At 45.2% G+C, this 26,396-nt stretch carries 29 protein-coding genes; 12 read left to right on the top strand and 17 right to left on the bottom strand.

Going from position 1 to position 26,396, the window contains the following annotated elements:
- The first annotated feature begins 140 nt into the window (after positions 1-140).
- Positions 141-416: a hypothetical protein gene (locus tag GTH32_RS06160; protein WP_246223165.1), complete on the top strand. Its 276-nt coding sequence runs from the start codon at positions 141-143 to the stop codon at positions 414-416.
- Between the two features lie 284 nt (positions 417-700).
- Here the strand turns inward: GTH32_RS06160 and fkpA are convergent, their stop codons facing one another.
- Complete coding sequence (fkpA, locus tag GTH32_RS06155; protein WP_163084374.1) at positions 701-1,483, bottom strand: FKBP-type peptidyl-prolyl cis-trans isomerase; 783 nt, start codon at positions 1,481-1,483, stop codon at positions 701-703.
- A gap of 136 nt (positions 1,484-1,619) precedes the next feature.
- Here fkpA and GTH32_RS06150 point away from each other — a divergent pair, with 136 nt between their 5' ends.
- Positions 1,620-2,612, top strand: a complete 993-nt coding sequence (locus GTH32_RS06150) for a WD40 repeat domain-containing protein (RefSeq protein WP_163084373.1) — start codon at positions 1,620-1,622, stop codon at positions 2,610-2,612.
- Positions 2,613-2,620: 8 nt separating this feature from the next.
- Positions 2,621-2,872 (top strand): SlyX family protein, encoded by a 252-nt coding sequence (locus tag GTH32_RS06145; protein WP_163084372.1) that lies wholly within the window; start codon positions 2,621-2,623, stop codon positions 2,870-2,872.
- Here GTH32_RS06145 and GTH32_RS06140 read toward each other — a convergent pair.
- Together GTH32_RS06140 and GTH32_RS06135 are read right to left on the bottom strand one after the other, a co-directional pair.
- Positions 2,869-3,990: a DUF748 domain-containing protein gene (locus tag GTH32_RS06140; RefSeq protein ID WP_163084371.1), complete on the bottom strand. Its 1,122-nt coding sequence runs from the start codon at positions 3,988-3,990 to the stop codon at positions 2,869-2,871. The two genes, GTH32_RS06145 and GTH32_RS06140, sit on opposite strands and share 4 nt — an antisense overlap.
- Positions 3,991-4,160: 170 nt before the next feature.
- Positions 4,161-4,367: a YheV family putative zinc ribbon protein gene (locus GTH32_RS06135; protein ID WP_163084370.1), complete on the bottom strand. Its 207-nt coding sequence runs from the start codon at positions 4,365-4,367 to the stop codon at positions 4,161-4,163.
- 119 nt (positions 4,368-4,486) lie between these two features.
- Here GTH32_RS06135 and GTH32_RS06130 point away from each other — a divergent pair, with 119 nt between their 5' ends.
- The 4 genes from GTH32_RS06130 to GTH32_RS06115 are packed head-to-tail and all read left to right on the top strand — an operon-like array spanning position 4,487 to position 8,200.
- A complete protein-coding gene (locus tag GTH32_RS06130) occupies positions 4,487-6,424 on the top strand; it encodes an ATP-binding cassette domain-containing protein (RefSeq protein ID WP_163084369.1) in 1,938 nt (645 codons plus the stop codon).
- Complete coding sequence (locus GTH32_RS06125) at positions 6,411-6,920, top strand: TIGR02444 family protein (RefSeq protein WP_163084368.1); 510 nt, start codon at positions 6,411-6,413, stop codon at positions 6,918-6,920. Before GTH32_RS06130 ends, GTH32_RS06125 begins: the two co-directional genes overlap by 14 nt.
- A gap of 15 nt (positions 6,921-6,935) precedes the next feature.
- Positions 6,936-7,973: a hydrolase gene (locus GTH32_RS06120; RefSeq protein WP_163084367.1), complete on the top strand. Its 1,038-nt coding sequence runs from the start codon at positions 6,936-6,938 to the stop codon at positions 7,971-7,973.
- On the top strand, positions 7,970-8,200 hold the full coding sequence (locus tag GTH32_RS06115) for a YheU family protein (RefSeq protein ID WP_163084366.1): 231 nt from the start codon (positions 7,970-7,972) through the stop codon (positions 8,198-8,200). Before GTH32_RS06120 ends, GTH32_RS06115 begins: the two co-directional genes overlap by 4 nt.
- A gap of 63 nt (positions 8,201-8,263) precedes the next feature.
- On the opposite strand, the gene GTH32_RS06110 is transcribed toward GTH32_RS06115, so the two are convergent.
- Positions 8,264-8,815, bottom strand: coding sequence for an outer membrane beta-barrel protein (locus tag GTH32_RS06110; protein WP_163084365.1), 552 nt, complete (start codon positions 8,813-8,815; stop codon positions 8,264-8,266).
- 546 nt (positions 8,816-9,361) lie between these two features.
- On the opposite strand from GTH32_RS06110, the gene GTH32_RS06105 reads away from it, so the two are divergent.
- Positions 9,362-10,978: an OpgD/OpgG family glucan biosynthesis protein gene (locus tag GTH32_RS06105; RefSeq protein ID WP_425482362.1), complete on the top strand. Its 1,617-nt coding sequence runs from the start codon at positions 9,362-9,364 to the stop codon at positions 10,976-10,978.
- Entirely contained in the window at positions 10,959-12,941 is a 1,983-nt protein-coding gene (gene mdoH, locus GTH32_RS06100) for a glucans biosynthesis glucosyltransferase MdoH (protein WP_163084364.1), read from the top strand. Before GTH32_RS06105 ends, mdoH begins: the two co-directional genes overlap by 20 nt.
- A 91-nt stretch (positions 12,942-13,032) precedes the next feature.
- Here the strand turns inward: mdoH and GTH32_RS06095 are convergent, their stop codons facing one another.
- The 3 genes from GTH32_RS06095 to nudE form a co-directional block, all read right to left on the bottom strand.
- Positions 13,033-13,617 (bottom strand): YceI family protein, encoded by a 585-nt coding sequence (locus tag GTH32_RS06095; RefSeq protein ID WP_163084363.1) that lies wholly within the window; start codon positions 13,615-13,617, stop codon positions 13,033-13,035.
- Positions 13,618-13,698: 81 nt separating this feature from the next.
- Entirely contained in the window at positions 13,699-14,544 is an 846-nt protein-coding gene (gene cysQ, locus GTH32_RS06090) for a 3'(2'),5'-bisphosphate nucleotidase CysQ (protein WP_163084362.1), read from the bottom strand.
- A gap of 3 nt (positions 14,545-14,547) precedes the next feature.
- Complete coding sequence (nudE, locus tag GTH32_RS06085) at positions 14,548-15,111, bottom strand: ADP compounds hydrolase NudE (protein ID WP_163084361.1); 564 nt, start codon at positions 15,109-15,111, stop codon at positions 14,548-14,550.
- 66 nt (positions 15,112-15,177) lie between these two features.
- Between nudE and yrfG the strand changes: the two genes are divergently transcribed.
- From yrfG to GTH32_RS06070, 3 genes are all read left to right on the top strand, one after another.
- On the top strand, positions 15,178-15,882 hold the full coding sequence (yrfG, locus tag GTH32_RS06080) for a GMP/IMP nucleotidase (protein ID WP_163084360.1): 705 nt from the start codon (positions 15,178-15,180) through the stop codon (positions 15,880-15,882).
- The gene (gene yjjX, locus GTH32_RS06075; protein WP_163084359.1) at positions 15,875-16,417 is read left to right on the top strand and encodes an inosine/xanthosine triphosphatase; all 543 of its coding nucleotides are present in this window, start codon (positions 15,875-15,877) and stop codon (positions 16,415-16,417) included. The genes yrfG and yjjX overlap by 8 nt, the downstream gene beginning before the upstream one ends.
- Positions 16,418-16,617: 200 nt before the next feature.
- The gene (locus GTH32_RS06070) at positions 16,618-18,003 is read left to right on the top strand and encodes an NAD-dependent succinate-semialdehyde dehydrogenase (RefSeq protein ID WP_163084358.1); all 1,386 of its coding nucleotides are present in this window, start codon (positions 16,618-16,620) and stop codon (positions 18,001-18,003) included.
- A 194-nt stretch (positions 18,004-18,197) separates the two neighbouring features.
- On the opposite strand, the gene GTH32_RS06065 is transcribed toward GTH32_RS06070, so the two are convergent.
- Genes GTH32_RS06065 through gspF form a run of 10 tightly spaced genes read right to left on the bottom strand, consistent with a single transcriptional unit; the run spans position 18,198 to position 26,396 of the window.
- Positions 18,198-19,607, bottom strand: coding sequence for a YdgA family protein (locus GTH32_RS06065; protein ID WP_163084357.1), 1,410 nt, complete (start codon positions 19,605-19,607; stop codon positions 18,198-18,200).
- A 44-nt stretch (positions 19,608-19,651) separates the two neighbouring features.
- A complete protein-coding gene (locus GTH32_RS06060; protein WP_163084356.1) occupies positions 19,652-20,407 on the bottom strand; it encodes a type II secretion system protein N in 756 nt (251 codons plus the stop codon).
- Positions 20,404-20,883: a type II secretion system protein GspM gene (gene gspM / locus GTH32_RS06055; protein WP_163084355.1), complete on the bottom strand. Its 480-nt coding sequence runs from the start codon at positions 20,881-20,883 to the stop codon at positions 20,404-20,406. The genes GTH32_RS06060 and gspM overlap by 4 nt, the downstream gene beginning before the upstream one ends.
- Positions 20,880-22,079, bottom strand: a complete 1,200-nt coding sequence (gspL, locus tag GTH32_RS06050; RefSeq protein ID WP_163084354.1) for a type II secretion system protein GspL — start codon at positions 22,077-22,079, stop codon at positions 20,880-20,882. Before gspL ends, gspM begins: the two co-directional genes overlap by 4 nt.
- Complete coding sequence (gene gspK / locus GTH32_RS06045; protein ID WP_343033392.1) at positions 22,079-23,077, bottom strand: type II secretion system minor pseudopilin GspK; 999 nt, start codon at positions 23,075-23,077, stop codon at positions 22,079-22,081. The genes gspL and gspK overlap by 1 nt, the downstream gene beginning before the upstream one ends.
- On the bottom strand, positions 23,074-23,700 hold the full coding sequence (gene gspJ / locus GTH32_RS06040; protein WP_163084353.1) for a type II secretion system minor pseudopilin GspJ: 627 nt from the start codon (positions 23,698-23,700) through the stop codon (positions 23,074-23,076). Before gspJ ends, gspK begins: the two co-directional genes overlap by 4 nt.
- On the bottom strand, positions 23,700-24,101 hold the full coding sequence (gene gspI / locus GTH32_RS06035) for a type II secretion system minor pseudopilin GspI (RefSeq protein ID WP_246223163.1): 402 nt from the start codon (positions 24,099-24,101) through the stop codon (positions 23,700-23,702). Before gspI ends, gspJ begins: the two co-directional genes overlap by 1 nt.
- Complete coding sequence (gene gspH, locus GTH32_RS06030; protein WP_163084352.1) at positions 24,098-24,724, bottom strand: type II secretion system minor pseudopilin GspH; 627 nt, start codon at positions 24,722-24,724, stop codon at positions 24,098-24,100. The genes gspI and gspH overlap by 4 nt, the downstream gene beginning before the upstream one ends.
- 8 nt (positions 24,725-24,732) lie before the next feature.
- Positions 24,733-25,170, bottom strand: coding sequence for a type II secretion system major pseudopilin GspG (gene gspG / locus GTH32_RS06025; protein ID WP_163084351.1), 438 nt, complete (start codon positions 25,168-25,170; stop codon positions 24,733-24,735).
- Positions 25,170-26,396 carry a type II secretion system inner membrane protein GspF gene (gspF, locus tag GTH32_RS06020; protein ID WP_163084350.1) on the bottom strand — a complete coding sequence of 409 codons (1,227 nt, stop codon included), beginning with the start codon at positions 26,394-26,396 and terminating at the stop codon, positions 25,170-25,172. Before gspF ends, gspG begins: the two co-directional genes overlap by 1 nt.

The raw sequence follows: 26,396 nt of genomic DNA, 5'->3' as shown, positions 1-26,396 counted from the left end.
ACTGTATGTGGGTAAACATGAAGAAGGCAATATGCGAAGTTGTCATTTTCCCGCACTAGTGAAACTTCGGTTAAATTTTGTACATAAACCTTTATGTCGTTGATGAAGTATAAATGACAATAGCTGAGGAGTGCGCTCTCATGGTTAAATCATCAACCCGAAACCGAAATATTTCAGCCGCATCCTCCAATAGTCAGTTTGTAGTGGTTGCTACTATTGTGGGTTTTTTATTGTTCCTTACCGGCGCTTTGCTGCTTCTCTACGGCTTTATCGATATTGTCGTTCGCATTGATAGCCTTAGAACCGCTGCTTACCTCGTCTTAGGGTATGTAATGTTTAAGGTGGGTCAAGGTATATTAAACCGATTTGCTGCCTTTAAGGTACCGCCCGAACGAAGGCGAACGTTACAGCGATAATGCCAATTTTTATGCTTACAACGAATTGTTCTAAATAAGCAGGTATTATCGCAAATCAGTCCAAAAAACGCCCAATTTTCAGCGGCGAAAACGCAGAAACAGCACTATACTTTTTAGTGTGAATTCGAGAACCTAAACGAATAACCCGCATTACCATGTGGGCACGAGCGAGGATTTATTCCACAGCGTTCGTAGGGAAAAGGTAAGCAAGGAATACGCTGTTTCACGCATAAAAAAGCCGGTACTTTTTAAGTGCCGGCTTTTCTCGTTATCGCATACTTGGCTTATTGTTCTTCGCCAGCTACTTCTTCGCTTTTTGATACTTCAAGTAACTCAACATCAAAGATTAATGTAGAGTTAGGCGTGATAGCGCCAGTAGAACGTGTGCCGTAGGCTAAGTCAGATGGGATATGGAAGCGGTATTTCGCGCCTTCTTTCATTAACTGAACACCTTCAGTCCAACCTGGAATAACGCGATTCAAAGGGAATTCCGCTGGCTCGTCGCGCTTATAAGATGAGTCGAACTCGGTACCATCAAGCAATGTGCCACGATAGTGCACTTTTACTATATCTTCTGCGGCGGGGCTTTCGCCTTCGCCTTCTTCAAGTACTTCATATTGAAGACCAGATTCAGTCACCGTTACGCCTTCACGTTTGGCATTTTCCTCAAGATAGGCAGCGCCTTCTTGTTTATTTTTTTCAGCTGCAGCTTCTGCCATCTGCTGTTGTTTTTCACGTAGAACCTGTTCGCCTTGCTGAGCAATCTGCTGAATTTCTTCTTGGCTGAACTTAAGGTTGTCGTTTAGACCATCGTTAAATCCTTGTTTTAATGCGGCTTGGTCTAGTGGCATGTCTAGCTGTTCTTGCTGCTGTGCACGATTGTTCACGAACAAGCCCATACTGGCACCCATGGCGTATGCTTGTTTCTGTGCGTCTGTCATCGACGTTGCGTCGGTAGACTCTGTAGTCTCTGCACTGGTGTTAGCAGCCTCATCTGACGTATTTGGCTGACAGGCAAATAAACCTAGCGCAGCAACGGTAGATAGGGCAACAAGCGACTTCTGCATAAAAATGTCTCCATTAATTTTATCATCATGCTTCAATGTCTATACTGCTGCATCTAAGGCAGTGTGCACGATAGTTAAAGATGCGTGATCCGTGCTATGTTAAACCTAGCAATCACAAAGCGAAACCCATTTGATTATGTTTAGGGCTTATTTGTTCCGTAGAATTTTGTTACTCACCTTATTCACATGTGCATTGGTAGGATGTAGCGTGCCTGAATCTACCCCCCTTGCCCATTGGCGACATGTGGAAGGCGGGGCTTATGCGGCCGATATTTCTACAGACGGTACATTAGCAGTGGTATCAGGCATTAATAACGGACTAAATGTGTGGCGTATTGGTGATGAGAAACCATTATTTCATTGGAGCCATCAGGGCGAGGGTAACAATTTAGTTATTTCGGTGCATATTTCTGCAGATAAAACCCATGTGGTGACTGCAGATAAAGAGGCGTTTGCATTGTGGAATTTAGCCACCGGTGAGCCAGTAGGTTTTTGGCGCATCGATGAGTCTTCTATACGTGATGTAGCTGTGACCAATGAAGGCAAAGGGATATTAGTGGCGCGGTCGAGCGGTACTGTAATGTACTTTGAACCACAGACACAAAGGCGTTTAGAGTTTCTAGGCCACCAAGAAAAAGTGAACTCTATCGATATCTCCCCAAATGGAAAGTATGCTCTTACTGGCGGCAACGATTATACCGCTTATTTGTGGAGTACAGACTCAGGTCAGATTATTCATACCTTCACCCATCCTACCCGGGTAAGTAAGGTGGCGCTCGATGATAAAGGGCGTTATGCGCTTACCGCAGATAGTCAAAGCAAATCGCAGATATGGAACGTACAAACAGGGGAGCCCGTAAGCGCCTTGCGCTACTTTGCCCGTCAAAAAATATTCACTGACATCGAATTTTCAGAGGATGGCAAGTATTTACTTACCGGCTCACCGGCGCGGCAAGTATATCTGTGGGATGTTCAAAGTGGCCAAGAATTAGAAAGCTGGAAAGTGGCCGCTCGCGATACTATGTCACCGCCTACGGCAGTTGTCTATGGCGTTGCCTTTACTACAGATGGTAACATTGTCACCGAAAGTAGTAGTGGCCTTGCCGAACTGTGGCAACGAAAAAAGTAGAGTGTGTAATGACTGATAAATGTAATGACCCTGAAGTATACCAGCAGCTTGCTACTGCTCACGACAGTATTGAAGAACTGCAAACGAAAGTGGCGTTTCAAGAGCATACCATTGAAGTACTCAACGAAGCGTTAGCATCTCAACAGTGTCAAATGGACGAGCTAAGCTATAAACTTCGTCATGTAATCGACAGAGTAAAGTCTATTCAGCCGTCCAATATAGCCAAGCAATCTGAAGAAACGCCACCACCGCATTACTAGTCGTTTCGATCGCTGTTCGCTGAGCTATCTTTGTCTGCTTTATCCGTATTAGTTCCAAGTGATTCTAGGTCAACTGAATCTTCAACATCCCCTGAAAAGGCCTGTATAAAGGCGTTTTTCACCACGGCCCCAAGGGACGACCATATACTGGTTTCGGGGTCGGCAATATCACCCTCTAGGGGAATGCGGGTGGCGAACTGATCTTCGCTTTGGTTTTCAAATATCTCCATCGCAAAGGCTGCGAGTATCTCTATGCCGCCTTCGATGGGGCCATCGCCATCTTCCTCTATATCTTGCTTCCACGAAAAAACTTCAACATTATGGATAATCGGTTTGATATAGCCTTCAAGCTTCCCGTTATCAGCGGCGAGCTCTGCAGCAAGGGTTAATGAGCCTGCTTCTAAGTCGAAGGGCGCATAGGTATCAAAGAGATTTTCAAAGTTTTTTAGCGCTACATTGTCGGCTTGAATATCAACATCAAACGTGGGATTAGCGGTGGAGGGATCGAGTTCACCTTCAAGGGTAAGCGTGCCTTGTTGCGCGGTTTGCCCACGGGCAGAAACCTGCGCAACCCTATCTGACGATAGCGCATCGCTATTAACTAAGTTAGTAAGCTTCCCTTGAATGTCATGCAAAGATATGTCGATGGACGGCGAAGATTGCGGATTATAAAAGGTCACTTTTCCATCAATTACTTCCAGTTTTTCAACTTGTAGAGGGAAAAGCTGATTGGCAATATTTAACCAATCTTCATCTTTACCAGATTGGTCTTGGCTTTCACTGGGCCCATCAACGAAGTTAATTTCAGGGGCTGTTAGGGTAACACTTCCCACCGCCGCGCCTTTAAATAGTTGAGACCACAACAAAGAGAAATCTACTGCTTGAGCCCGAAATAGTGGGCGGTCAACTTCACCGTTTGCCTTGTACAAAAGCACATCTTGAAGGCGGTAAGCTCCGCGCCAAAGCATTAAATCTACATCGCCTACTCGGCCATTATAGGCGCCCGGTTGACTAAGGGTTTTGTTTATATAGCCTTGTACCGCGTAAGGAAGGCTGAGCCTTATGGCAACTACAACAGCCCCAATTACGGCTAAGGTAACGAATGTTTTTCTTTGCATAATCACTCCTTTGCTAACTTAGCTTCAAGTAACATGCCGAGAAACCATTTGCTGATGTGGGTTGTAACTAGTTGTAATATTTGAGTTTTTAAAGATTTAGAATAAGATGAAAAGGGGAGCATACCTTGCAACTATGTTTGTTCTACAGCTTGCAAGGTAATATTTACCCTTTAGTGTGGCTTGAAAATACCAATAACACTTTCATTTTCTCGGGTAACTGCCTCAACCTTTTCATCGGTTTGAGCCTCACTGTAACCACAGGCCACGCATTCGAGTTTTTCTACATTGTTTTCGAAATATAACGATATAGTGTCTAACTCTTGGCATTTTGGGCAGATGGCTCCCGCAACAAAGCGGCGTTTTTCTCGTTTAGGCATAATACGTCTCGTTATTTTCAAATGCTTATATTATACCGTGAAAAGGCGCGTGCTGATCAGCTTTTAACGTTAGTTTTTGCTATCATACGCGCCCTGAATTGTTCTATTGAAGGTCTTGAATGATAAAGCTCACTAATGTATCGCTGATGCGAGGACGAAAACTGTTGCTCGATGAGGCATCGGCGCAAGTTTTTCCTGGTCATAAGGTCGCCTTGATTGGCAGCAACGGCTGCGGTAAATCGTCTTTATTTGCTTTACTCCGTCATGAACTTACCTTAGAAGCGGGCGAGTGTTCGCTGCCTTCGCAGTGGCGAATTGTAAGTGTGGCGCAAGAAACGCCAGCCACAGACAGAAATGCCATCGATTATGTAATTGATGGGGATAAACATCTTCGTGGTTTACAGGCGGCCTTGAAAGAAGCCGAAGCAAAAGAAGATGGTGTCGCAATAGGACAAATTCATGGCCAGCTTGAGCAAGCCGGAGCCTACGATGTGGAAGCAAGAGCCGCCACCATTTTATCCGGACTTGGCTTTACGAATGTCCAGCTTACAGCTCCCGTGTCTGATTTTTCAGGTGGCTGGCGTATGCGGCTTAATCTGGCGCAAGCGCTACTATGCCCTTCTGATCTGCTGTTGCTCGATGAGCCCACCAACCACCTCGACTTAGATGCTGTTATTTGGTTGGAGAAATGGCTACAAAGGTATGATGGCACTCTTTTACTGATTTCTCACGACAAAGCCTTTATAGACAGCACCGTGGGGCAAATTATTAGTGTGGAGCAACAACAGCTGATTACTTATACAGGCAACTATTCCGCCTACGAAACGCAACGCGCCGAGCGTTTGCGGTTGCAAAACCTTGAATATGAGAAGCAGCAGCAAAAAGTAGCGCATCTCACCTCATTTATTACGCGCTTCAAAGCGAAAGCCAGCAAGGCAAAACAAGCGCAAAGTCGCATAAAGCAGCTAGAGAAAATGGAAACGCTAATGCCTGCCCATATGGCTAGCCCATTTAGTTTTTCATTTGCGTCTCCTACGGCGCTACCTAACCCTTTAGTACGGATGGAAAAAGTGCAGTTAGGGTATGGCGAACATATTGTCTTGCAGCAAGCGAAGCTAAATTTAGTGCCAGGCAGCCGTATAGGGTTACTGGGGCGAAATGGACAAGGTAAATCAACGCTAATTAAGTTATTGGCGGGGGTGCACGCGCCAAAACAAGGGGTATTCAATACCGCCAAAGGGTTGAAAATTGGCTATTTCGCGCAGCACCAATTAGAAACCCTCGATCCTCACGCTACACCCATTTTGCATTTACAGCGTATTGATGAAAAAGCCACCGAGCAGCAGTTGCGGGATTACTTGGGTGGTTTTGGGTTTAATGGCGATGAAGCATTATCACCTGTAGCGCCTATGTCTGGCGGAGAGAAAGCCCGTTTGGTATTGGCGCTAATTGTTTACCAAAAACCTAATTTACTTTTACTTGATGAACCTACTAACCATCTCGATTTGGAAATGCGCCACGCCCTCAATATTGCCTTACAAGGCTTTGAAGGCGCAATGGTTTTGGTATCTCATGATCGCTTTTTACTATCATCAGTGTGCGAAGATTTCTATCTTGTGGATAGTGGTGACGTTGCCGTATTTAGTGGCGATTTAGATGACTACAAAACATGGATCTTGAAACAACAAGCCGCTGAAAAAGCACAAGCAAATAGTGACGCAAAGGCACAAAGCCAAGAAGCGCCTGAAAAGACGGAACGTAAACTTGATAGAAAGGAAGAGAAACGCAGAGAAGCAGAGTTCAGAAAGCAAATAGCGCCGCTGAAAAAAGCCCTCGAAAAACATGAAAAAGCGATGGATAAATGTGCCAAAGATCTCGCAGAAGTTGAGGCTACGTTATCTGATACAGGGCTTTACGATGACGATAGGAAGGCAGAGTTATTAGCTTTGCTTGATAATCAAGCGCAGCTTACACAAGCACTTGAAGAGCATGAAATGGCCTGGTTAGATGCTCAGGAGCAAATGGAACAAGAGCGAGCAGCTTATGACGCGCAATAATAGCAAACTTACCGACGAAGGTTTTTGGCAATACAGTGTGACCACTTATCAGCGTAATGATATAGCGCCTATCGCTATAACCCTGCAAGATCGCTTCGGGGTTAATGTGAACATACTATTGTTAGTATGTTGGTGCATAGAACACGGCGTCATTATTAACCTATTACAACTTCGTTATGTTGCTGAAGAGGTAAGTGCGAAAAGTGGTCCCTTAGAGGTACTTAGACGTAAGCGCAAAGCGGCCAAGCCAAAGAAGGGAGAACTAACAGAGGCATACGAAGCGTTAAAGCAACAAGAGCTTACGCTAGAGCGTGAGCAACAAGCTGTGTTAGTGCAAAGGGTGAATGAATGCCAGTTAACCCAAATAGCCGGCCAAGGTGAACACGTAACCTCGATGATGAATGCGTCTATTGCTGCGTTTATAAATTTATATCAGCTTAAAGATAAAGCAGAGGCACGCGCGTTGCTGTCATTACTGCTAAAACAGTTGCCTTAAGAGTAAATACAAAGAATGACTAACCCCGCCTTATCACATGGAAAAATTGTAAAAAGTGAGTTTCGTGTACCTCGTTGGGCGAAAAACCGGCATGTACAAACGATTTGGCCACGATTTATTCAAAAACGCTTGCCGTTAAATTATAAAATGGAACGGCTCACCTTACCCGATGATGATTTTGTTGATATAGCTTGGGGGCCGAAGCCGGTGGAGCCAAGCGGTGTTGTCGTACTATTTCATGGGCTGGAAGGCAGTATTAGGTCGCATTATGCCAACGATATGATGGCTAATTTATCGGTCAATGGCTGGCAAGTTGTTATGATGCACTACCGTGGTTGTAGCGGCGTACCAAATTTAACCGCCCGAGCCTACCATTCGGGCGAAACCGAAGATCCTAGCTTCTTTTTACAATGGCTAAGCGATAAGTTTCCGCAGTTACCTAAAGTTGCTATAGGTTTTTCACTCGGCGGGAACATGCTACTTAAGCTCCTTGGTGAGAACCCAGCTCAGAAATGGTTACAAGCAGCGGTAGCGATATCTTCGCCACTTAAACTGGCAGAGTGTGGGCGGTCGATAAACCAAGGCTTTTCCCGTGTGTACCAAAAGTACCTGTTAGCAAGTATGAAACATACACTGCTAAAGAAAATGGCCTTTATCGATTATCGCAAGCTTATTCAGCTAACGAAAGAAGACGTAGACGGTATTACCAGCTTCGCTCAGTTTGATGAAAAGGTAACGGCGCCCTTACACGGGTTTGCCGATGCGCAAGACTATTATGAAAAGTGTAGCGCCTATCACTTTCTAAGTGCCATTCACTGTAAAACCTTGGTGTTACATAGTATTGATGACCCATTTATGAACCATTTAGTGGTGCCAAAAGAACAAGAGTTAGCACGTAGCGTTACACTTGAGTTAAGTGAGCGAGGTGGGCACGTTGGGTTTATGCAAGGCTCAATACTCAGCCCCAAGGTTTGGCTACATGACAGGGTAAAGCGATTTGTTAGTGACGTTCTGCCGGTAAATTTAAACACCCCATATGTGGAGCAACCATGATTATTCCTTTAGATGCGTTAGAAAAAGAAACCCTACAAAGTATTGTAGAAGGGTTTGTCTTACGGGAAGGTACAGAATATGGCGCCGAAGACGTAAGCCTAACAGTAAAAGTTGAGCAGGTAATCGACGCATTAACACGCGGTGACGCGGTTTTAGTGTATTCAGAGTTGCATGAAAGTGTAGATATTCGTGCCAAAGATGAGATGAGTGCCTCTCAAGAAGAGTAAGGGCTTTGTAGAAATAAAAAAGCCGGTCGAGCGACCGGCTAGCCTTCTGAGGAGGAGAGGGCGTTAAAAAGCGTATCGAGCAGTAACCTGCAAGATATCGAGTTCATCAATAGATTCGTAGCTAGCACCTACCGCCCATTGTGGGGTAATGTAATAGTTCGCACCTATTTTTACGGTGGCTTCACCGTCGTATACATCGTAATAACCAACTTCACCGGCCAGTTCAATTTGTTCTGTTACCATAGAACGCAACCCAGCGTTTATGCTGTAGCCGGTTTCATCATCAAAGTCGCCACCTAAACGTTCTAAATTCGCGCCAAAATACGCATCAGTGGTCGCGTTTACCGGTAAACGGTACCCTGCGCCTAATGTAAGCATATCGAAATCCGCCTCTCCTTCTTCAAAGAAGCTATATTCGCCGTTTAGGTAAACGTTGGAATTAAGCAAGTACTTGCTGTTAATGTTAAGGCCATCTGGTTCAAAAGATTCATTCCCATCAAAATCTACTTTGGTGTACCCCCCTTCAACATATTGCCAATCTGGCGTGTCAGCCATAGCTGAGTAAGAAGATAAGGTTGCAGTCACCACTGCAAGTAGTGTGAGTGTTTTACACATTAGGAAAACTCCTTAGTATTTCGCAGAATAACCACTATCTGCGTTCTAATGATGCCGTTCTAAAGAGGTAGAGCAATTGCTTTGCCAGATTGCCCAAATTGACCTAGAGCTTGCGGCTATTAACTTTTTATGTAGTTGAATTTAAAGGGTTAATTATGTTTATCTTTATTCCGATAGTATAAAGACAGTAACCATAATGGCGATGTGTACACCTGCATAGATTTTCGAAGAGGGGAATTGTGTTGCTAAAAACCAACACTTATCCTTTTGTCTAACCTACCTACCCTTATTTACACGTTTGCATGGTTATAAATTTCACCAGAAATAAATGCTATATTTTTGATTAATATGGATTATTTATTGTCATCAAAAGAGTGGAACAAGTCTTGCTAGTCTAAGAGTGTAAGTTGCAGTTTTATTTTTTGATTTATCGCGTTTTAGAGAAACCAGTAACGATTCGTGTTTTGCCTAGGGATAGCGTAGCGCACAGAGGCGGTTACGACATTGACGAGTTCTAACGCACTTTTTCTTAAAGGGAGATAAACGGTGTATACGACAGTAAATAAAGGTAGTAAAAAATCGATGATATCTACAGCATCATTTCGCCGCGTTGCGATATTCGCTACCAGTTTGCTCGCCTTGTTCGCAACACCAATGGCGGCAGCAGCTACTATGAGTGAAGCCGATTTACCGGGTGAGTCATCACCTATTCTTCAGTCTATTATTGATAGCGCGAAACAATCTGCGCAAGAAAGTTACACAGAGAATGATCACGGTTTAGCCGATGCATTAAAAGATATCGACTACCAAACCTATCGTGCTATCCGTTTCCAACCAGAGAAGAGCTTGTGGCATGGTGAAAACGACTATGAAGTCCAATTTTTTCACCCCGGCTTTCTTTATCAGTTGCCTGTTACCGTAAACGTGATTGATGCTGACAACAACGCTACAAAGGTTCCTTTTGATAAGACTAGATTTAGTTATGATGATAAGGCCGCGCCGCTCGCCCAGCATACTACTGATGATCTCGGATATGCTGGATTTCGTGTTCACTACCCTATTAAAAACGAAGAGTACAAAGATGAATTCGCGGTATTTCTCGGCGCATCTTATTTTCGCTTAGTGGGTAAAAATCAGGTTTATGGCATTTCAGCGCGTGGTCTTGCTATCGATACAGCACTCTCAAAAGGCGAAGAGTTCCCCCATTTCACAGAGTTTTGGTTAATTGAGCCACGCGAAGGGCAGCCAATCACGATTTACGCCAGATTAGAAAGCCCATCTATGGCGGGTGCTTATAAGTTTGTTATCGAGCCTGGCATTGATACCAAGGTCGATGTTAACACCTGGTTGTTTGCCCGAGATGATGTGAACAAGCTGGGCATTGCTCCTTTTACCAGTATGTTCCTTTATGGCGAGAACAGCGAGAAGCGTCACGATGACTATCGTCCCGAGGTTCATGACAGCGATGGTGTACTTATGGTAACCCACGCTGGCGAACAAATTTGGCGCCCACTTACCAACCCAAGTCGTTTACAAGTTACTTCGTTAAGCGATAGCAACCCTGAAGGCTTCGGTATGCTGCAAAGAGACGGCGAATGGGATAACTACTTAGATGCAGAAGCGAATTATCACCTGCGTCCGGGGTTATGGGTAACGCCTGAGAAAGGGTTTGAAGAAGGGCGTTTAGAGGTAGTTGAAATACCTACATCGTCAGAAATTCACGACAACATTGTAGCCTTTTGGACACCGCAGAAGCCCGTTGTGGCAGGCGATGCCTTATATTTTGCCTACGAGTTAAGCACGGTAGAGCAAAACCCCTTCGTAAGTGAACTTGCGTCAGTGGTGCGTACGCGTCAAGGGTCAGCCGTTCTACCTGGCGATGAGTTTGAGGACGAAAGTTTAAATGCAACGCGTCAGTTTAATATCGACTTTTCAGTACCAGCAGGGGCTGAGTTTAATCCGAAAAACACCAAACTAACGGTGCAAAGCACGCGAGGAAGTATCGCGCAGGCGCGCCTTTATCCAGTGGCCGATGGGCAAGAATGGAGAGCAACATTCTTAGTAACCCCTGAAGAGCAAAAAACAGTGGATATGCGAGCGTATATCGAACATGACGGCAAGCGTATAAGTGAGGTATGGAATTATGTCTACCAACCACAGTAATCGCAGTTGCCCCCAGTTATCGGCGGCCAATACATGTGAGGACGCAAATCAGGCGCCCACAAAGAGCAACCTAATTACCAAAGGAGAGCATATGCGTTTGTTTATCATGGCAATGCTAGTTATTCCAAGCACGGCGCTTGCCGGTTGGAGTTTATATGAAATTTTTCTACCGAACGGTTTAACTAACCTAGAAATTGCGCAGTTAGGATTAGGGCTTACTTTATTCGCTTGGCTATGTATGGCGTTTTGGACAGGTATTATTGGTTTCGTATTGAAACTATTTCATATCGACCCTCTAAGCTTACGTAAGGAACAAGCTGCTCCTGATAGTGACAGTGATATTAACCAGCGACACGCTATCGTAATGCCTGTATATAATGAAGATACCCGTCGTATTATGGTGGGCTTTGAGGCCTGTGTTCGTGAAATTATGAATACGCCTCACGCCAGTCAGTTCGACTTTTATATGCTAAGTGACACCCGTGACGCTGACAAAGCGGATGCAGAACTACGCGCGTGGCAACGTATGACCAAGCGCTTACGTGGGTTTTCTAATCAAGTGTTTTACCGTCGTCGGGAAAAGAACTTACATCGTAAAGTGGGTAACTTGAAAGATTTTTGTGAGCGTTGGGGCGCGAACTACGAATCTATGATTGTCCTTGATGCCGATAGCATCATGACCGGCGAGCGCATGCTAGACTTAGCCCGTCGAATTGAGCAAAACCCAGATACAGCATTGGTTCAAACCATTCCAATGCCTGTACGTCAAAATACCTTCTTTGGCCGTTTTGTTCAATTTGCGGCACATTTATACAGCCCCATGTTAGCCACTGGACTTTCTTTTTGGCAAACCGATAGCGCCAACTATTGGGGGCACAATGCTATCATTCGAATCGCCCCGTTTATGCAGCATTGTGGGTTGCCTAAGCTTGAAGGACGAGCCCCTTTTGGTGGTGAAATTCTAAGTCATGACTTTGTTGAAGCCGCGCTATTGCGTCGTGCTGGCTGGCAGGCCTATTTGCTTACCGACACCACAGGAAGTTACGAAGAAGTACCTAGCAACATCGTTGATTACGCTATTCGTGATCGTCGTTGGGTACAAGGTAACATCCAACACTTAGGTTTGCTCAAGGTAAAAGGCTTGAAAACGGCCAATCGTTTGCACTTCTTGTTTGGTGCGTTTGCGTATATATCTTCTCTTGTATTGTTCTGTATGCTCGCGCTAGGTACCACAGATGCGCTTATCCGCGCCACGTCTGTGCCAGAATTCTTTATGTCTGAGTATCAGCTTTTCCCAAGTTGGCAAATAGCCCGTCAAGATATGATGATGGTAACGATGTGGGGTACAGCAGCATTATTATTCCTACCTAAATTATTGGGTATTGCGCTTGCGCTTATTCAGCGTAGAGCGGAGTTTGGCGGCACATTTAATCTTATTAAGAGTTCGGCAATTGAACTATTTATGGCCGTGCTTATTGCGCCATTAATGATGTTCTATCACAGTTACTTTGTGTTAAGCGTATTTGTTGGCCATTCTGTGAAATGGGAGGCGCAAGAGCGTGAAGGGCGAAAAGTACCCTGGGGCGTAGCAATTAAACATACGCAAATAATGAGTTGTTTAGCGGTTGCATGGGGGGTAACAACCTTCTATTTTACGCCGTCGCTATTTATGTGGTTACTGCCAGTGCTAATAGGCATGGTATTAGCGGCACCGGTTATTCGTTTAACCAGTTCTGATGCCCTAGGTATTCAAATGCGTCGTTGGGGCGTATTCGTTATCGACCAAGAGGTTGACGAATGTACTGCATTAAAACGTTTGCGTGTAAGCATGCAACATTTTGCAATTTCTCATTATCAGCCCGATGTTCCGCGCCTACCGCGAAGCTTGTGGGTGTCTATGCCAGAACAGGCATTAAATGAGAAGCCGCTACCTAAGCAGGTAGGGACTCGCCAGGCTGCGTAGTAGACTGATTTGTTACGCAATAAAAAAACGGGCTATTGTTAGCCCGTTTTTTATTGGTGAAGCTGTTTATGCATACGATAAAGACGATTTTTTACTGCGTAAATGTCACCGAAAAGGTGACCGGTACCGTAGTGGTAATACTGTTTAAACCCGCAATTTTCTGTAGTGCAGCAACGCCTTCAGCGAGGCCAAACGATTCAGCTTTAATCAAGGTAGGAGACACTGTGCTAACGGTTAGCGTGTCTTTATCTACGCGGGTAACTTGTACTTCAAAGCTACTTGATACTGCCTTACCGTTAAGAGAAAGGATACCGTCTACTTTGCTCATTGCTTGTGAACCCGGGGCTAGTGTAGTTAGCGATTCAGGTAGTTCAGCTTGAAAGGTAGCTTCAGCAAATTCACTGACATTAAACAGCATATCTTTCATACGTTGATTACGAATATCAATAGACGTATTCACTGACGACAAATCTACCGAAACCGTCAATGTTCCATCGTCAGACAAGCGTCCATCGAAACTATCGAACTGATGTACTTCAGTAACTTGGGCATTTTTTGTCGAAAGAAAATGCAGTGCACTGGCGTTTTGATCAATGCTCCAGTCAGCCAGCGCAGGAAAAGATAGGCCGCAGGTTAATAGCGCTACAGACAAGGCTCGTAATTGAGTTGCCTTCATGTTGGTGCTCCTTTCATCAGTCAAACAATAGACCTGCGAGGGTGACTCACAGTGAATTAACTTCACGTCAAAAAAGACGTGCTATTTGGTATGGGGGTTTACAAAATCATTATATTGCACAACGTCTTGCCAAGGTACCCGTTGATCGCCCATTACCACAAAATCTGGGTTTTCCAACGAGTGACGCTGATTATAAGTTAGCGGCTCAAAATTAGCGGCAACTATGCTGCCGCCCGCTTCTGAGACAATACACTGTGATGCGCCTGTGTCCCATTCGCCCGTTACGCCAATACGCATGAATACATCAGCTTTACCTTCGGCAATAAAACAGGCTTTTAATGAACAGCTGCCTAAGGGCAAGGTTTGGTAAACCCGTTTAGCGCACATTCGGCCCAGCACTTTTTCTCGTGATTGACGTCGGCTAATCGCTATCATCACAACGCTGTTCTTCGGGTCATCAAGTTTTCGCACGGCAATGGGATGATCGCCATCGGGAGACGATTTAAACGCACCTTTGCCTTTTTCGGCATAGTATAGCGACTGACCAGGAGGCCAGAATATAACCCCGATTTTGGGTTGGTTATTCTCTATAAGCGCTATGTTAACCGCAAAGTCACCGCTTCGAGCAATAAACTCTTGAGTGCCATCGATGGGGTCGATAAGCCAATACCGCTGCCAGTCTTTCCGCTCTTCTAAACTAGCATGTTTATTTTCTTCAGAAAGGATAGGGATGTCAGGCGTAGCCGCTAGCAGCGCTTTAGTAATAATATCGTTAGCGAGATAGTCGGCGCTGGTAACTGGCGAGTCATCCTCTTTTTGATAGGCATCGAAGTCGCCTTCGTCGTATACGGCAAGTACGGCTTCGCCTGCTTCTACAGCAACTTTTTTTGCCAGTTCAAGTAAGTCTTCGTGAGCATCATCGGGCATAAGTTATTGTTCCTCAAACCACTTTTGAGCAAGTAATAGTGCGGCAATACAACGGGCTTCGATAAAATCTTCCCGTGCAAGTAACGCATCGGCTTCTGCTAACGGCCAATGAATGACATCTAGTGGTTCAGGTTCATCACCTTCCAGGCTTTGGGGATATAAATCCTTGGCAATGACGATGGTCATATTGGCGTTAAAAAAGGTAGGGGCCATGCTAACGGTGTGCAATTCGTATAATTCGTTGGCACCAAAGCCAGCTTCTTCTTTCAACTCTCGGTTCGCCGCCTCAAGAGGACTCTCCCCGGGGTCAATAAGGCCTTTAGGAAAACCAAGTTGGTAAGAGTGGGTGCCTGCGGCATATTCGCGAATAAGCACTAAGGTGTCTTTATCCAGCATAGGCACTATCATAACAGCGCCTCTATTTCCCCCAGCCATACGTTCAAATTGCCGGGTGGCGCCGTTAGAAAACTCGAGATCTAGGCGCTCTACTCGAAAGAGTTTACTCTGGGCAACAATTTCCCGATGGTGAATTTGTGGTAACGGCTTGTTGGGGTCAATTTTTCGCATGTCTCTCGCTACAACTTTGTTATCATACCTTCAGTATCTAGCTTACTTCATTATAAGGAAAATCGCTTGCCCTTTCTGCCCTGGAATGAAATTGATACGGTGTTATTAGATATGGATGGCACCTTGGTAGACCTTCACTACGACAATCAGTTTTGGCTTCACCATTTGCCAAAGCGTTTAGCCGAACTTCGTGGTATTTCACCTGCGCAAAGTCAGGCAGAAATGTCTAAAAGGTATGAAGCCGTATTTGGCCAAATACAATGGTACTGCCTTGATTATTGGGCTGAGTCATTAGAACTAAACTTAGAAAAAGAATTTTTACCGTTAAAACGAGAGCTTGCACACTTATTAGCGTTACGCGACGACACTATACCCTTTTTACAGGCATTACATGCCTCAGGCAGAGAAGTGGTGCTGGTGACCAATGCACACCCTCATAGTCTTGCGTTAAAACTTGAGTTTACCCAGTTAAATGAGCATATAGATACGCTCATTTCCACCCATGAGTTTGGGGTTACAAAAGAGTCGCAATTGCTCTGGCAAAAACTGCATAAAAGGCTCAATTTCGACCCTGCACGCACTTTATTTGTCGATGACTCGCTACCTATATTAGGCGCTGCACAACAATTCGGGATTAAACATCTACTTGCAGTAGATAACCCAGATAGCACCTTACCAAACCGAAATATTGACGAATTTCCTGCTGTTACTGATTATCGATTGATGCTAGATGACATCAATGCGCATCCAGTGGAGCAAAATAATGATTAGCAACTTGTATGTAGGCTCGCAAAATCCAGTGAAAATTAACGCGGCTCTTGAAACCCTTAGTGATACGTTAGATGAAGCGTTTGAGGTTGAGGGAATATCGGTACCGAGCGGCGTGTCAGATCAGCCCATGAGCGAGGAAGAAACCCGTGCCGGTGCCATTAACCGCGTGAAAAACCTTTTAACACTGCACGATAGTTCGGTGGGTGATGCTTGGTATGTGGCTATCGAAGGAGGCGTGGATGTTTTTGAAGATGGCCCAGCTACCTTTGCGTATGTGGTTATATATCATCAAGGGCATTGGTCGGTAGGGCGTAGCGCAAATTTACCCTTACCTGTGAGTGTCTACCAAGCGCTTCAGCGGGGTAAAGAGCTTGGTGATGTAATGGACGCATTATTTGGTACCCAAAACGTGAAGCAGAAAGGCGGCGCAATTGGGTTACTCACCCATAACCACGCTACCCGTCAAAGTGTTTATAAAGTAGCGCTTACGCTGGCAATGGCAAAGTTTCATTACCCCGACTTATATACCGACTAATATATGGGTTGAAGGTGGCTTAAGATAGGCTGAAATCTTTACTTAATCTAGTAATCTTTACCTAACCTAAATACCGATGTATCTGGGTTAGGCCGCTATTAAACTCCCTATCAATCTGATTTAATTGTTTATTTTTAGTTAATTTAAACTTGGCTTCTTAGTTGCAACAGCGTTTTAACAAACGAATAAGGAGTGTAACTATGAGCGAGACGATTAATACCTATAACCCAGCTACGGGTGAAAAGTTAGATCATTATCACTTGATGTCAGCGGATGACGCAGAACAAGCTATCACCCGCTCACAGGAAGCCTATTTAAACTGGCGTCGAACGTCATTTGAAACCCGTGCGAAGTTGCTTAACAACCTAGCCGATCTAATGGAAGAGCGGGTGGACGATCTTGCGAGCTTAATGACCCGTGAAATGGGCAAGGTTACAGCACAAGGGAAGCAAGAGGTTCAATTGTGCGCAGGTATTTGTCGTTATACTGCTGAGCATGGTGCTGACACCTTAGATGACGAGCATCGCATTTTTGAGGGTGGCCGGGCTATTATCACCTATCAACCCATTGGTGTAATTCTTGGCATACAGCCGTGGAATTTTCCACTTTATCAAGTAATTCGTTATAGCGTGTCTAACATTATGGCCGGAAATACTACTGTGCTTAAACACGCGCAAAATGTATTCGGCATGGCAGTAGCTATTCAGCAGCTTTATGAAGATGCGGGCTTCCCTAAAAACGTTTATCAATCGTTGTTAATTGATGGCAGCACAGCAAACGATCTTATAAAGCATAAGTATGTTCGCGGCGTAACCTTTACCGGCAGCGACGAGGTGGGTAAAAAGGTCGCTAAAGAGGCTGCTAGCTTGTCAAAGAAAACCGTAATGGAACTTGGCAGTAACGATGCCTTTATCGTACTTTCCGATGCCGATATCGACCATGCGGTGGAAATGTGTATTCAGGGCAGGGTTATCAACAACGGTGAAACCTGCGTAGCCGCTAAACGCTTTGTGGTGGTTGAAAGCTTATACGAAGAGTTCCGTGATAAATTTGTTGCTCAATGTAAGAAACTGAAGGTGGGCGATCCGAGTGATGAAAACACCGACCTTGGTCCTATGGCGCGTAAAGATTTACGCGATCAGTTGCACGACCAAGTAACCGCGTCACTGGACAGTGGTGCTACCTTATCATTAGGCGGCGAAGTACCAGATAAACCTGGCTACTTCTACCCTATAACGGTACTTGAGAATGTATCGCCTGGCATGCCAGCCTACGACGATGAATTATTCGGTCCGGTGGCTTCATTAATTAAAGTGCGCGATGATAAGCAGGCGATGGAAGTGGCAAACGACTCTCGCTACGGGCTTGGCGGTGGAATATTTAGTGCCGATACTGATAGTGCAATTGAGTTGGCGAAAAATGAATTCGACACCGGCATGGTGAACATAAATGGTTACTCTCTGGCGCAACCCAATTTGCCCTTTGGCGGAGTAAAAGATAGTGGCTATGGCCGAGAGCATGGCGGTTATGGCATGCGTGAATTTGTTAACGTTAAAACGATTATGGTAGCTGAAAAACAAGCGTAGTGCGGGACACTAACTGTACTTCGCTTACCGTGAGTAAATAGTATTTACTTACGGTAGCGGGGGTTTGTAAACGCGAAAGGGCAGTTTTTACTGCCCTTTTTGATGTTGACTACTAGTGGCGCTGGCTAACTAAAGGCTGCTGAGGCAAATGCCACTGAAGCAAGCTCCTGGGCCCAGGGGATTATCCCCACTACTTAGAGCGGGATAGGCACTGTTGTACCGTTAACGCTGGCGTTTCCGTCTTTTAATACAAGTTCTGCTTCGTAACTTTCGTCGTTTTCTACCAGAATTCCTTGTTGCACGAAGGTTTGTAATACCATAGGAACTTGTTGCGCTACTACGGCGTTCAGTTCTTCTGGCGTCAGGCCTTGCGCTTGCGGTGTTGCCATCAACTGACTGGTAACATAGCTAGTAACCATCCATTGCGCCACCGCTTTGTCCGCTTTAATACGGCTATCAGCGGCCATGTGTTTAAGCCAAAAAGAGGCATCATCTAAGGCCGCAGGCAAGGCGTCGACGTTAACCACTTTACTGTTTAGGTGCGCATCCAGTGTGCCTTCAGGGAAGGTTCCTGATAACGATGTTATATTAAATTCAGGCGAGGCAGTTAAAAATGGAAGCAAGTGATTTTCAACCAGTGTTTCTACTTTTTCGGGTAATGCTAAAACAGAGGTAGATAATGTTTCGTTGTTAAATTTCTGATACGCCTTGATAAAATCGGTATCTAAGTTATTTGCCGCTATTCCTATACTCAAATCGTTCGCAGTAAAGTCGTCTGCCACCAACGAAGCGATAGCATAGTCTAGGTTCACGCTGGCAAGCTTTCCATCCTCTGAAAGGGTGGAGCTGGAGCTAAGTAACATGTCGTTCAACGCAACCGATTCTTCACCTTCAAGGGTTAACGTATCTATGGCTACCTGGGCATCAGACTCAAAAATTTCACCATTGATGGCTGCCATTACATCGCCATAGGTGGTCATGTTGATATCAAGGTCTGATAAGGTAATTGTCGCCGCTTCTAACTGCATAGATAACATGGTGGTTATGCCTTCATAATGAATAGCATCGCCTTCACTGCGCGCAGTCCCTTGATAGCCTGAAAACGAAACAGCCAAGTCTTGCTCTTCTAGTTCAGCAGCGAATGAAGGTACTACATCATCATAGCTTAGCCCGCCAAACAGGCCTATCGCCCCTTCATTGTGGTAGAAAGGGGTATCGGCATCCCACTGTAGATGCTCTCTAAACTCATTGCCTGGTATATCAATAACAAAGTGAGCGCGCCCTAAGCCTATTGCATCCCCTGCATATACGGGGCCGTGATTAACACTAAAGGAAGCAATAACGGTTGGGTTATCAGCCTGCGCTAACGGTACACCTTGTTGCGCCGCTAAAACGTCGTTCACTTTAATACTTAGGGCTATCTCGCCTTTTGAATGAAACCAACCTCGCTGGTATGAAATAACCTCGGCACCGTAAATGGGGTGTTTATCAAGGGCAATTACAACCTCATCAAGCTGCGATTGGAGAGTGTTGCCAATAAATTTGGGCGCTATAAGCAAGGCAGCAAGTGTCATTGTCGCGCTAGTTATAATAATTTTTTTCAAGATAAACAGTCCTTTGTAATAGGTGTCGTTATTTAATGAGGGCGTTAAAGCTTAATAGCGATGTAACCGTCGTTATTAGGTTGTCCGAAGAAACGGGACGCCTGATGTACCTCATCGGGCAAACTCTCATCTGGCTTAAACTTCCCTTCAACGCTAATACGCTTTAAGTTGGGCGCAACCACTGCATCCATAGATAGACCTAAAAGGTTTGGTTCGCTAACGAGTATGCCGATATCGTCACCTTCGCAGCGCAGGGTTGCCGAATAAGTGCCAAAATCGATGGGCCCTTGAGTGCCGGCCACAGTGGCATTTAGCCAATCACCTGTGCCAGACAATGTCCGGCAGGTTTCGCCCATGCTAACGTCATCTAATTTCACTTTAAAGCGCCCGCCCGCATTCACAGGCAGGGGTAAATTAACTTGGGCTAACACTCTATCCACCGGTAGATAAATAATAAAATCATGCGCTTTAAGATGGTCAAGGCTAAGTAAGTTGGTGGCCACGTTACCATTAAACGCAATATCATCACTGTTGCGTAAATTGCCGCCGCTTATATCTGCTGACAAAGTACCTGTAACTAAGGCTAAAGGAGATATCTCCCAACGTAGGTTATTTATCGGTAAGCCATTAACTATTGCCTGTTGTGCTCTGCCAGACCAAACTGTTCCAGACACATTATTCACAGACACGCCCTTAGGGAGGGAAACTCGACCGATAAGGTGAGTAGCAGGCATATAAGCAATAGCGAAAATAATAAAGGCAACTATGCCCCCGAGTATCCAACCAACACGTAACTTCATGCTTTTCCTAACTGTAACCGTCTAATTTTTACATAACCAGCTGCGTCTGCTTCTGCAATATCAGCTTGTAAGATAACCACTCCCATACTCTCCATGGTTTTTAACCAGGCAAGTACATCATTAAAGGGGGCTTGGTCTACCCATACTTGTAACTCGTCACCCTGAGGCTGCATACGAGAAATTTCGATATTATGGCGAGTGGTCGTGCGGTTAACCGCCTGCGGTAGCGAACCGGTCAGCGTCTGTGTAGTACTGCTGCTTCGACGCAGCTGTTTGGCTCTAGCCGCACTTTCTTGTACCCAGGTTAACAGTTGTTGTTGATTGTCGCGCAGCAGTTGTTGCTGCGTAAGGGCATAATTAATTGGAGACCAAATTGCAAAATAGAAGATAGCGATGGCCGCAACGACAGCAGAAATTATGACTAATCGCTGTTCTCGCTCCGTCAAGCCTCTAAATTTTTCGACAAGTGTATTCACGATGCGCTCCTTATTGATACCGTGCCGATAACCACATCATCTCTATTATTAATGGCACCCTGCTCTACTAAGAAGCCTGCGCTTTCTGCTTCTCGGCGAAACTGTTCAAGGGACTCAAAGCTTTTACCTATAGCTTGAATACGAATTTCTGTTCTATTCACATCAAAGCGCAATGTTTGCGGTTTAACTTGTGTGGCTGCAAAGGCGGGTGTTAGCTGCTCTAACATGATGAGCATTGAGGTGTCGCCCCCATTGCGTGTGAGCTGATCGAGTTCTGACTGTAGCTTTAGTTTAACGTTACGGTAGGTACCAATATTAGGAAATCCTGCTTTTACTTCGCTATTAATACTGGCCTTTAGCGCCGCATTTTCTGCTTTAAGCTGATATAAGGTTACCGTCTTATCAACTAAGCTGGTGCAAAGGGCAAGCACGGCTAACACCGCTGCTACTCGCCATTGAGACCACAAGCTATTGGTCTTGCGTTTAACCTTATAGTCGCCCTGAAACAAATTAAAACTTGTTGCTAATGCTTCTTTTGCCAGTACGTGCATAGGCAGCTCGAGAGGAGCATTGTTAACACTTATATTTGCAGTACCGCTTAGGTCGATGCCCGCGTAGTTAGTAATAACCACAGGGGCTTCTTGTTGCGCGGTAAAATGACCTAAGGTGGGCAGCAACCAGGCTTGTTCGCCTTGAATGCCTTTAAAAGTGTCTTGGCGCACCAACATTTGTTCGCCTAAGGTTAAAATAGACCATCCGTTTTCCGTTTGCGGAACGGCCAATACATCGGGTATTAAGCGATCGCAGAATAAATTGGCATCAGCTAACCATTGCTGCCACATACGAAGCTTTTCATGGCTAACCACGGCCACAGATTGTTGGTCGCCTACGCGTGGCCCTACGGCAAAAAACTGCTCACTAATATCACTTGCCAGTTCGTCTTCTAACATAAAAGGCAAGGCAGATAGAACTTTGCGAGACGCTCTTGGTGGCAGCGTTACCCACTTAAGTAATATTTCACTACTAGGGGCAAGGGCGATAACCGCACGATGGCCAGCGCGTTCACTCAGTGTCGCCAAACTGTCGGCGTTAGGAAGTTCGCCAGATGCAATTATTTCCTCTTCCGTGGTAGACCACACTAACCAGCTGATGGGGTCGGTGTCGGTGGCCCCCAGTCTGACAAGAAGTTGTTCCATTAATTAATTCCTCCAAACTCGCGTTTCATAATGCTTACGCCCGAACTCGCTTCTGCATGAAACACGGTGGACAGCTTAAACGTGGCCTTATTGTAGCGGGCCTTAGTGTGCAAAATAAAATATTCAGATGTTACTTTAAACCAGTCTTTACGGCTATCGGATAGCTCGAGCGCCGCAATCACTGGTTCATTTAAAAAGTCGGCAGCGTCATCCCACCCGTCTTTGGGGCGACTGCCTATAAGACTGCTTGCTTGAGAAATATCTAGCCCAGTTAACCCAGCTAATAATGCTGCATTATCTTGTTCAATGGTATTTACATTAATTTCCATAGTATCAATACCGGGAATTACGCAAACCAAAGGTAATACACTTTTTAGCCATTGTGGTGATACCCCGTTTATTATTCTTAATTCGCTTTTTGATGCGATCAGCGCGTTGGCCGCCAAATAAGGAAATTCACGAGATTCATATTCGCTATCTTCTGCGCCATAGGGGCGCATATTGTCATCTTTATCTACCCAGTCGGCTAAACTGTCACGCACAGTGTCGGCGGTATAATTGTCCAGTCCTTCAACCTGTAAGGCTAATAACATAGCATGGAAGGCATCCATGGCTTCGGTAGTATCGTTTCCACTGCTGGCATTTGTGCTCGTGCCACCTTGCAAAATAGCATTAAGATTAAAGCACGCTTGTAAGTCTTGAAGGTGCGCCTCTAAACCGCCATTCTCAAGTGGGTAGGCTATTGGTTGCGCCCAAGGTTGATCGAGAGAAATTTGATCTCCTGTTTCTTGCACCAGGGTTTGAATCGATTTTCTTGCGAAGGCTTCCGCCCCCATGGCATACCAATAGGCCTGATTACTGTCTTTTAAGTTCGCGGTACGCTGAATTTGCAATTGTAGGCGGCTGCCCATTTCGGTGGCTAATACCGCCACTAAAGCAACTATCATCAGCACTATCATCAGTGCTACACCCGTTTGTTTTTTGGGAGAGGCTCTCACGATGACTGCTCTTTTGTGGTTAGGGAGAATTCTCGTCGTAGCAAGCCAAAATCTTTACTGACAAACTCTATTGCAACCGCTTTGGGAAGCACCTCGCCCGTATAACTTTCTGACCAGTTATTATTCTCCCCATCATCACTATTGCTATTCGCATCGGTCAAAAATTCCACCGTAAAACGTTCTACATTATCAAGCAGTACGCGCACCTTTGGCTCGTGACCCACTACGTTGTCTACATAGTTGCTATATAACCGTTCAAGCCTATTTTCTTCAAGCCGATATGCAACGTATTGTAAGGTGCTGCGGGGTAGCATGAGTTGAGGGTTATGCCATCCGCTACGGACAAATGCTATGCTATCGCCATCTCCGGCGTCGCTTTCGCCGCCAGCCATTACCACGTTTTGCTGTTCACCATTAATTCGAGCCGCGCGAGGTACAGCTTGTTGAATATCTCGTTCTATAATAATCATTGCCCGCTGTAACTGCTGTAACTTATCAAAACGCTCACTTGATAAGGCATTGCTGTCTATTACTGTGGTTAATAGGCCGGTGGATGCTAAACCTATAAGGGTGAAGATAGCCATAGCAATGAGGATTTCCAGTAGCGTAAAACCCCGTTGCATTAGTTGTTACCCAAGGTTGGTTTAGCGACAAATGTAGTGACACTGGTTACATTGTCACTGTAGTCCTCGTTTAGCCCTACATTCACGGTTACTGCGCGCAAATCTTCATCGTTAGTTTTAACCACACTTTGCTGCCAATACCAGGTGCGATCTGCCATGTCCATTTGCCCTTTTACATTATTTTTAGGGGGCCAAGAGGTTTCAATTTGCAGCTGATTAAGCCGGTTGCTCGCCACCCAGTTAGCAAACGTAATAGCTTCTACCTGACCGACATTATTCAAATGATCGCCTGCTGCTTTTAAGATTGCGGATCCGGTTAGGGCAAAAATCAGCAGGGCCACCATTACCTCAAGTAATGTCATGCCCTGTTGCTTATAAGTGTAAGATGTATGCTCTATCATTGCGGGCTATCCAAGGGGCCTACAAGCTCAAGCGGTGGGGCTTCTTTGTTTTGGAGAGAAAAGTAAACAGGGTCATCATCGAAACCACCTTGATAGTTAAAACCTAAACTAAACGGGGTTATTTCCCCACTGGACATAATTAGTATTTGTGGCGGTGGCAGTTCTTTTTCTTCTTCATTGCCAATCTCAACACCGTCTTCCGATACACTTAAGTTTTCATCAAACAGGTCTCTATCAAATAACTGATCTTCTACAACCCAGGGCAAATCGTCGAGATTCAGGGTGAGGGTAAAAGGTTCAGGTAAGGTATAGGGCGCATAAATTTCTTCATCCTCAATGCGCTGCCACTTGTCTTCGTCATCAAGGTAAACAAAATAATACTCGTTATCGCTTTCTTCAACACGAATACCAAGTTGACGCTGGTTTAATACGGCATAGTCGCTGGCCATATCTACAAGCACCTGAAGGCGTTTAGCCTGGCTTGCTAACAAGTCGCTTTGACTGGCACCAAATGCGTTGAACATTACATACCCAGCAGCTAGCCCCATGAGTAACAGCACCAACATTACTTCAAGTAACGTGAAGCCACGGGTTTTGGGGGGGGCTAGATGTCTACCGGGCATACAGATTCTTAGTTTAGGTATTCGTTAATATTCCAGTTACCAATGTCGTCATCAGTACCTGCTTCGCCATCTGGGCCGTTTGAAAATAAGTCTACCGCGCCTAACTCTCCTGGGCTAATTAGTGCGTAAGGGTTTCCCCACGGATCTTCAGGTAAACGCTTAATGAACCCACCATCAGGGTAGTTACGTGGAATAGGATCGATTGTAGGAGCGGTAACCAACGCGTCTAACCCTTGTTCGGTTGTAGGAAAGCGGTTGTTGCGCAGTTTATACATTTCTAAGGCGCTTTCTAATTGCTGAATATCAACAGCGGCTTTTTTAAGCTGAGCTTCTTCTTGGTTCCCAAGAATCTGTGGCGCTACCATTGAGGCCATAATGCCGATAATCAGCAGTACCACCATAACTTCAATCAAACTGAATCCAGAATTACGTTTTAAGGTTTTCATTACATATTCACCATATTGTTCAAGGCCAAAATTGGCTGAAGAATCGCCATAACAATAAACAAAACTATGCCTGCCATGGAAACGATCAAGAGAGGTTCGAAGACTTTTAAAGATATACCGATTAAGGCTTCAAATTCTCTGTCTTGGTTGTCGGCAGCGCGGGCCAGCATTTGCTGGAGCTCGCCGGATTTTTCACCCGATGCAATCATATGCATCATCATAGGTGGAAATATTTTTGTATTATCGAGGGCGGCACGAAGGCTACTTCCTTCTTTTACATTAATAGCGGCATCGGCCACCTGATTTTTAATATATTGGTTTTCAAGTACATCACCGGAAATACGCATGGCCTCAAGTAAGGGCACTGCGCTAGCGCTGAGTATACTTAAGGTACGAGCGAATCGGGCGGTATTCATACCGCGGGATACTTTTCCGATAAGGGGTAAGGTTAAGAGTACGCGATGATACCTTAGTTTCATGTTTTTTTGCTGTAATACCCGACGCACTATAATTGTCAGTACTGCGATAACAAGAAACATCACTAGGCCATAGTTTTGTAACCAGGTACTTACCGCTATCAAGAACTGAGTAATGGCGGGCAAGTCTTGTCCCATATGGTCAAACTGGCCCACAATTTTGGGTACAACCACTGTCAGTAATAGCAACACTATGCCAAATGCGAAAAACAGCATTAATGACGGATACACCATAGCTTGAACAATTTGGCTACGGGTTTGCTGGCGGCGTTCGGTGTAATCGGCTAACCGATTAAGTACGGTGTCTAAATGCCCCGACTTTTCTCCCGCAGCAACCATGGCGCGATAAAGATCGTCAAAAACACTGGGAAACTCCGCTAACGCGTAGGCTAAACCGTGCCCTTCTACTACCTTACTGCGTACCGCCATCATCATATTTTTCTGACGAGGCTTCTCACACTGCTCTGCCACAGCTAGTAGTGCTTCTTCGATGGGAAGTGACGATTCAACTAAGGTGGCTAGCTGGCGGGTAAGTAGCGCTAAGTCAGAGGCTGATATACGAGGCTTAAATAACGAAAAATGAAGCCCGCTTTGCGCATTTTCATTGCGTTCTGCTACTTGCTCCACCTCTAACGGAATAAGCCCTTTCTCACGTAATTGCTGGCGAACCTGTCGTGCATTATCACCTTCTAATACGCCACTGGCGTTACGGCCACGGGCGTTAACCGCTTTGTACGCAAAAGCCGCCAT

The organism is Alteromonas profundi, assembly GCF_010500865.1.
Lineage (GTDB): Bacteria > Pseudomonadota > Gammaproteobacteria > Enterobacterales > Alteromonadaceae > Alteromonas > Alteromonas profundi.
Note: the sequence above shows the minus strand (reverse complement) of the source record. Positions and strands in the feature narration are given on the sequence as shown.

Bases quoted from the DNA above. Each gene is read 5' to 3' on its own strand.
- gspI (WP_246223163.1), bottom strand. From the start codon at position 24,101: ATGATAGAGCATACATCTTACACTTATAAGCAACAGGGCATGACATTA.
- fkpA (WP_163084374.1), bottom strand. From the start codon at position 1,483: ATGCAGAAGTCGCTTGTTGCCCTATCTACCGTTGCTGCGCTAGGTTTA.
- GTH32_RS06060 (WP_163084356.1), bottom strand. From the start codon at position 20,407: ATGAAGTTACGTGTTGGTTGGATACTCGGGGGCATAGTTGCCTTTATT.
- GTH32_RS06150 (WP_163084373.1), top strand. From the start codon at position 1,620: ATGTTTAGGGCTTATTTGTTCCGTAGAATTTTGTTACTCACCTTATTC.
- cysQ (WP_163084362.1), bottom strand. From the start codon at position 14,544: ATGCCCGATGATGCTCACGAAGACTTACTTGAACTGGCAAAAAAAGTT.
- gspJ (WP_163084353.1), bottom strand. From the start codon at position 23,700: ATGCAACGGGGTTTTACGCTACTGGAAATCCTCATTGCTATGGCTATC.
- GTH32_RS06130 (WP_163084369.1), top strand. From the start codon at position 4,487: ATGATAAAGCTCACTAATGTATCGCTGATGCGAGGACGAAAACTGTTG.
- gspL (WP_163084354.1), bottom strand. From the start codon at position 22,079: ATGGAACAACTTCTTGTCAGACTGGGGGCCACCGACACCGACCCCATC.
- GTH32_RS06095 (WP_163084363.1), bottom strand. From the start codon at position 13,617: ATGAAGGCAACTCAATTACGAGCCTTGTCTGTAGCGCTATTAACCTGC.
- gspF (WP_163084350.1), bottom strand. From the start codon at position 26,396: ATGGCGGCTTTTGCGTACAAAGCGGTTAACGCCCGTGGCCGTAACGCC.
- GTH32_RS06115 (WP_163084366.1), top strand. From the start codon at position 7,970: ATGATTATTCCTTTAGATGCGTTAGAAAAAGAAACCCTACAAAGTATT.
- mdoH (WP_163084364.1), top strand. From the start codon at position 10,959: ATGTCTACCAACCACAGTAATCGCAGTTGCCCCCAGTTATCGGCGGCC.
- GTH32_RS06140 (WP_163084371.1), bottom strand. From the start codon at position 3,990: ATGCAAAGAAAAACATTCGTTACCTTAGCCGTAATTGGGGCTGTTGTA.
- GTH32_RS06110 (WP_163084365.1), bottom strand. From the start codon at position 8,815: ATGTGTAAAACACTCACACTACTTGCAGTGGTGACTGCAACCTTATCT.
- GTH32_RS06145 (WP_163084372.1), top strand. From the start codon at position 2,621: ATGACTGATAAATGTAATGACCCTGAAGTATACCAGCAGCTTGCTACT.
- nudE (WP_163084361.1), bottom strand. From the start codon at position 15,111: ATGCGAAAAATTGACCCCAACAAGCCGTTACCACAAATTCACCATCGG.
- GTH32_RS06070 (WP_163084358.1), top strand. From the start codon at position 16,618: ATGAGCGAGACGATTAATACCTATAACCCAGCTACGGGTGAAAAGTTA.
- gspH (WP_163084352.1), bottom strand. From the start codon at position 24,724: ATGCCCGGTAGACATCTAGCCCCCCCCAAAACCCGTGGCTTCACGTTA.
- GTH32_RS06125 (WP_163084368.1), top strand. From the start codon at position 6,411: ATGACGCGCAATAATAGCAAACTTACCGACGAAGGTTTTTGGCAATAC.
- GTH32_RS06120 (WP_163084367.1), top strand. From the start codon at position 6,936: ATGACTAACCCCGCCTTATCACATGGAAAAATTGTAAAAAGTGAGTTT.
- GTH32_RS06160 (WP_246223165.1), top strand. From the start codon at position 141: ATGGTTAAATCATCAACCCGAAACCGAAATATTTCAGCCGCATCCTCC.
- gspG (WP_163084351.1), bottom strand. From the start codon at position 25,170: ATGAAAACCTTAAAACGTAATTCTGGATTCAGTTTGATTGAAGTTATG.
- GTH32_RS06135 (WP_163084370.1), bottom strand. From the start codon at position 4,367: ATGCCTAAACGAGAAAAACGCCGCTTTGTTGCGGGAGCCATCTGCCCA.
- yjjX (WP_163084359.1), top strand. From the start codon at position 15,875: ATGATTAGCAACTTGTATGTAGGCTCGCAAAATCCAGTGAAAATTAAC.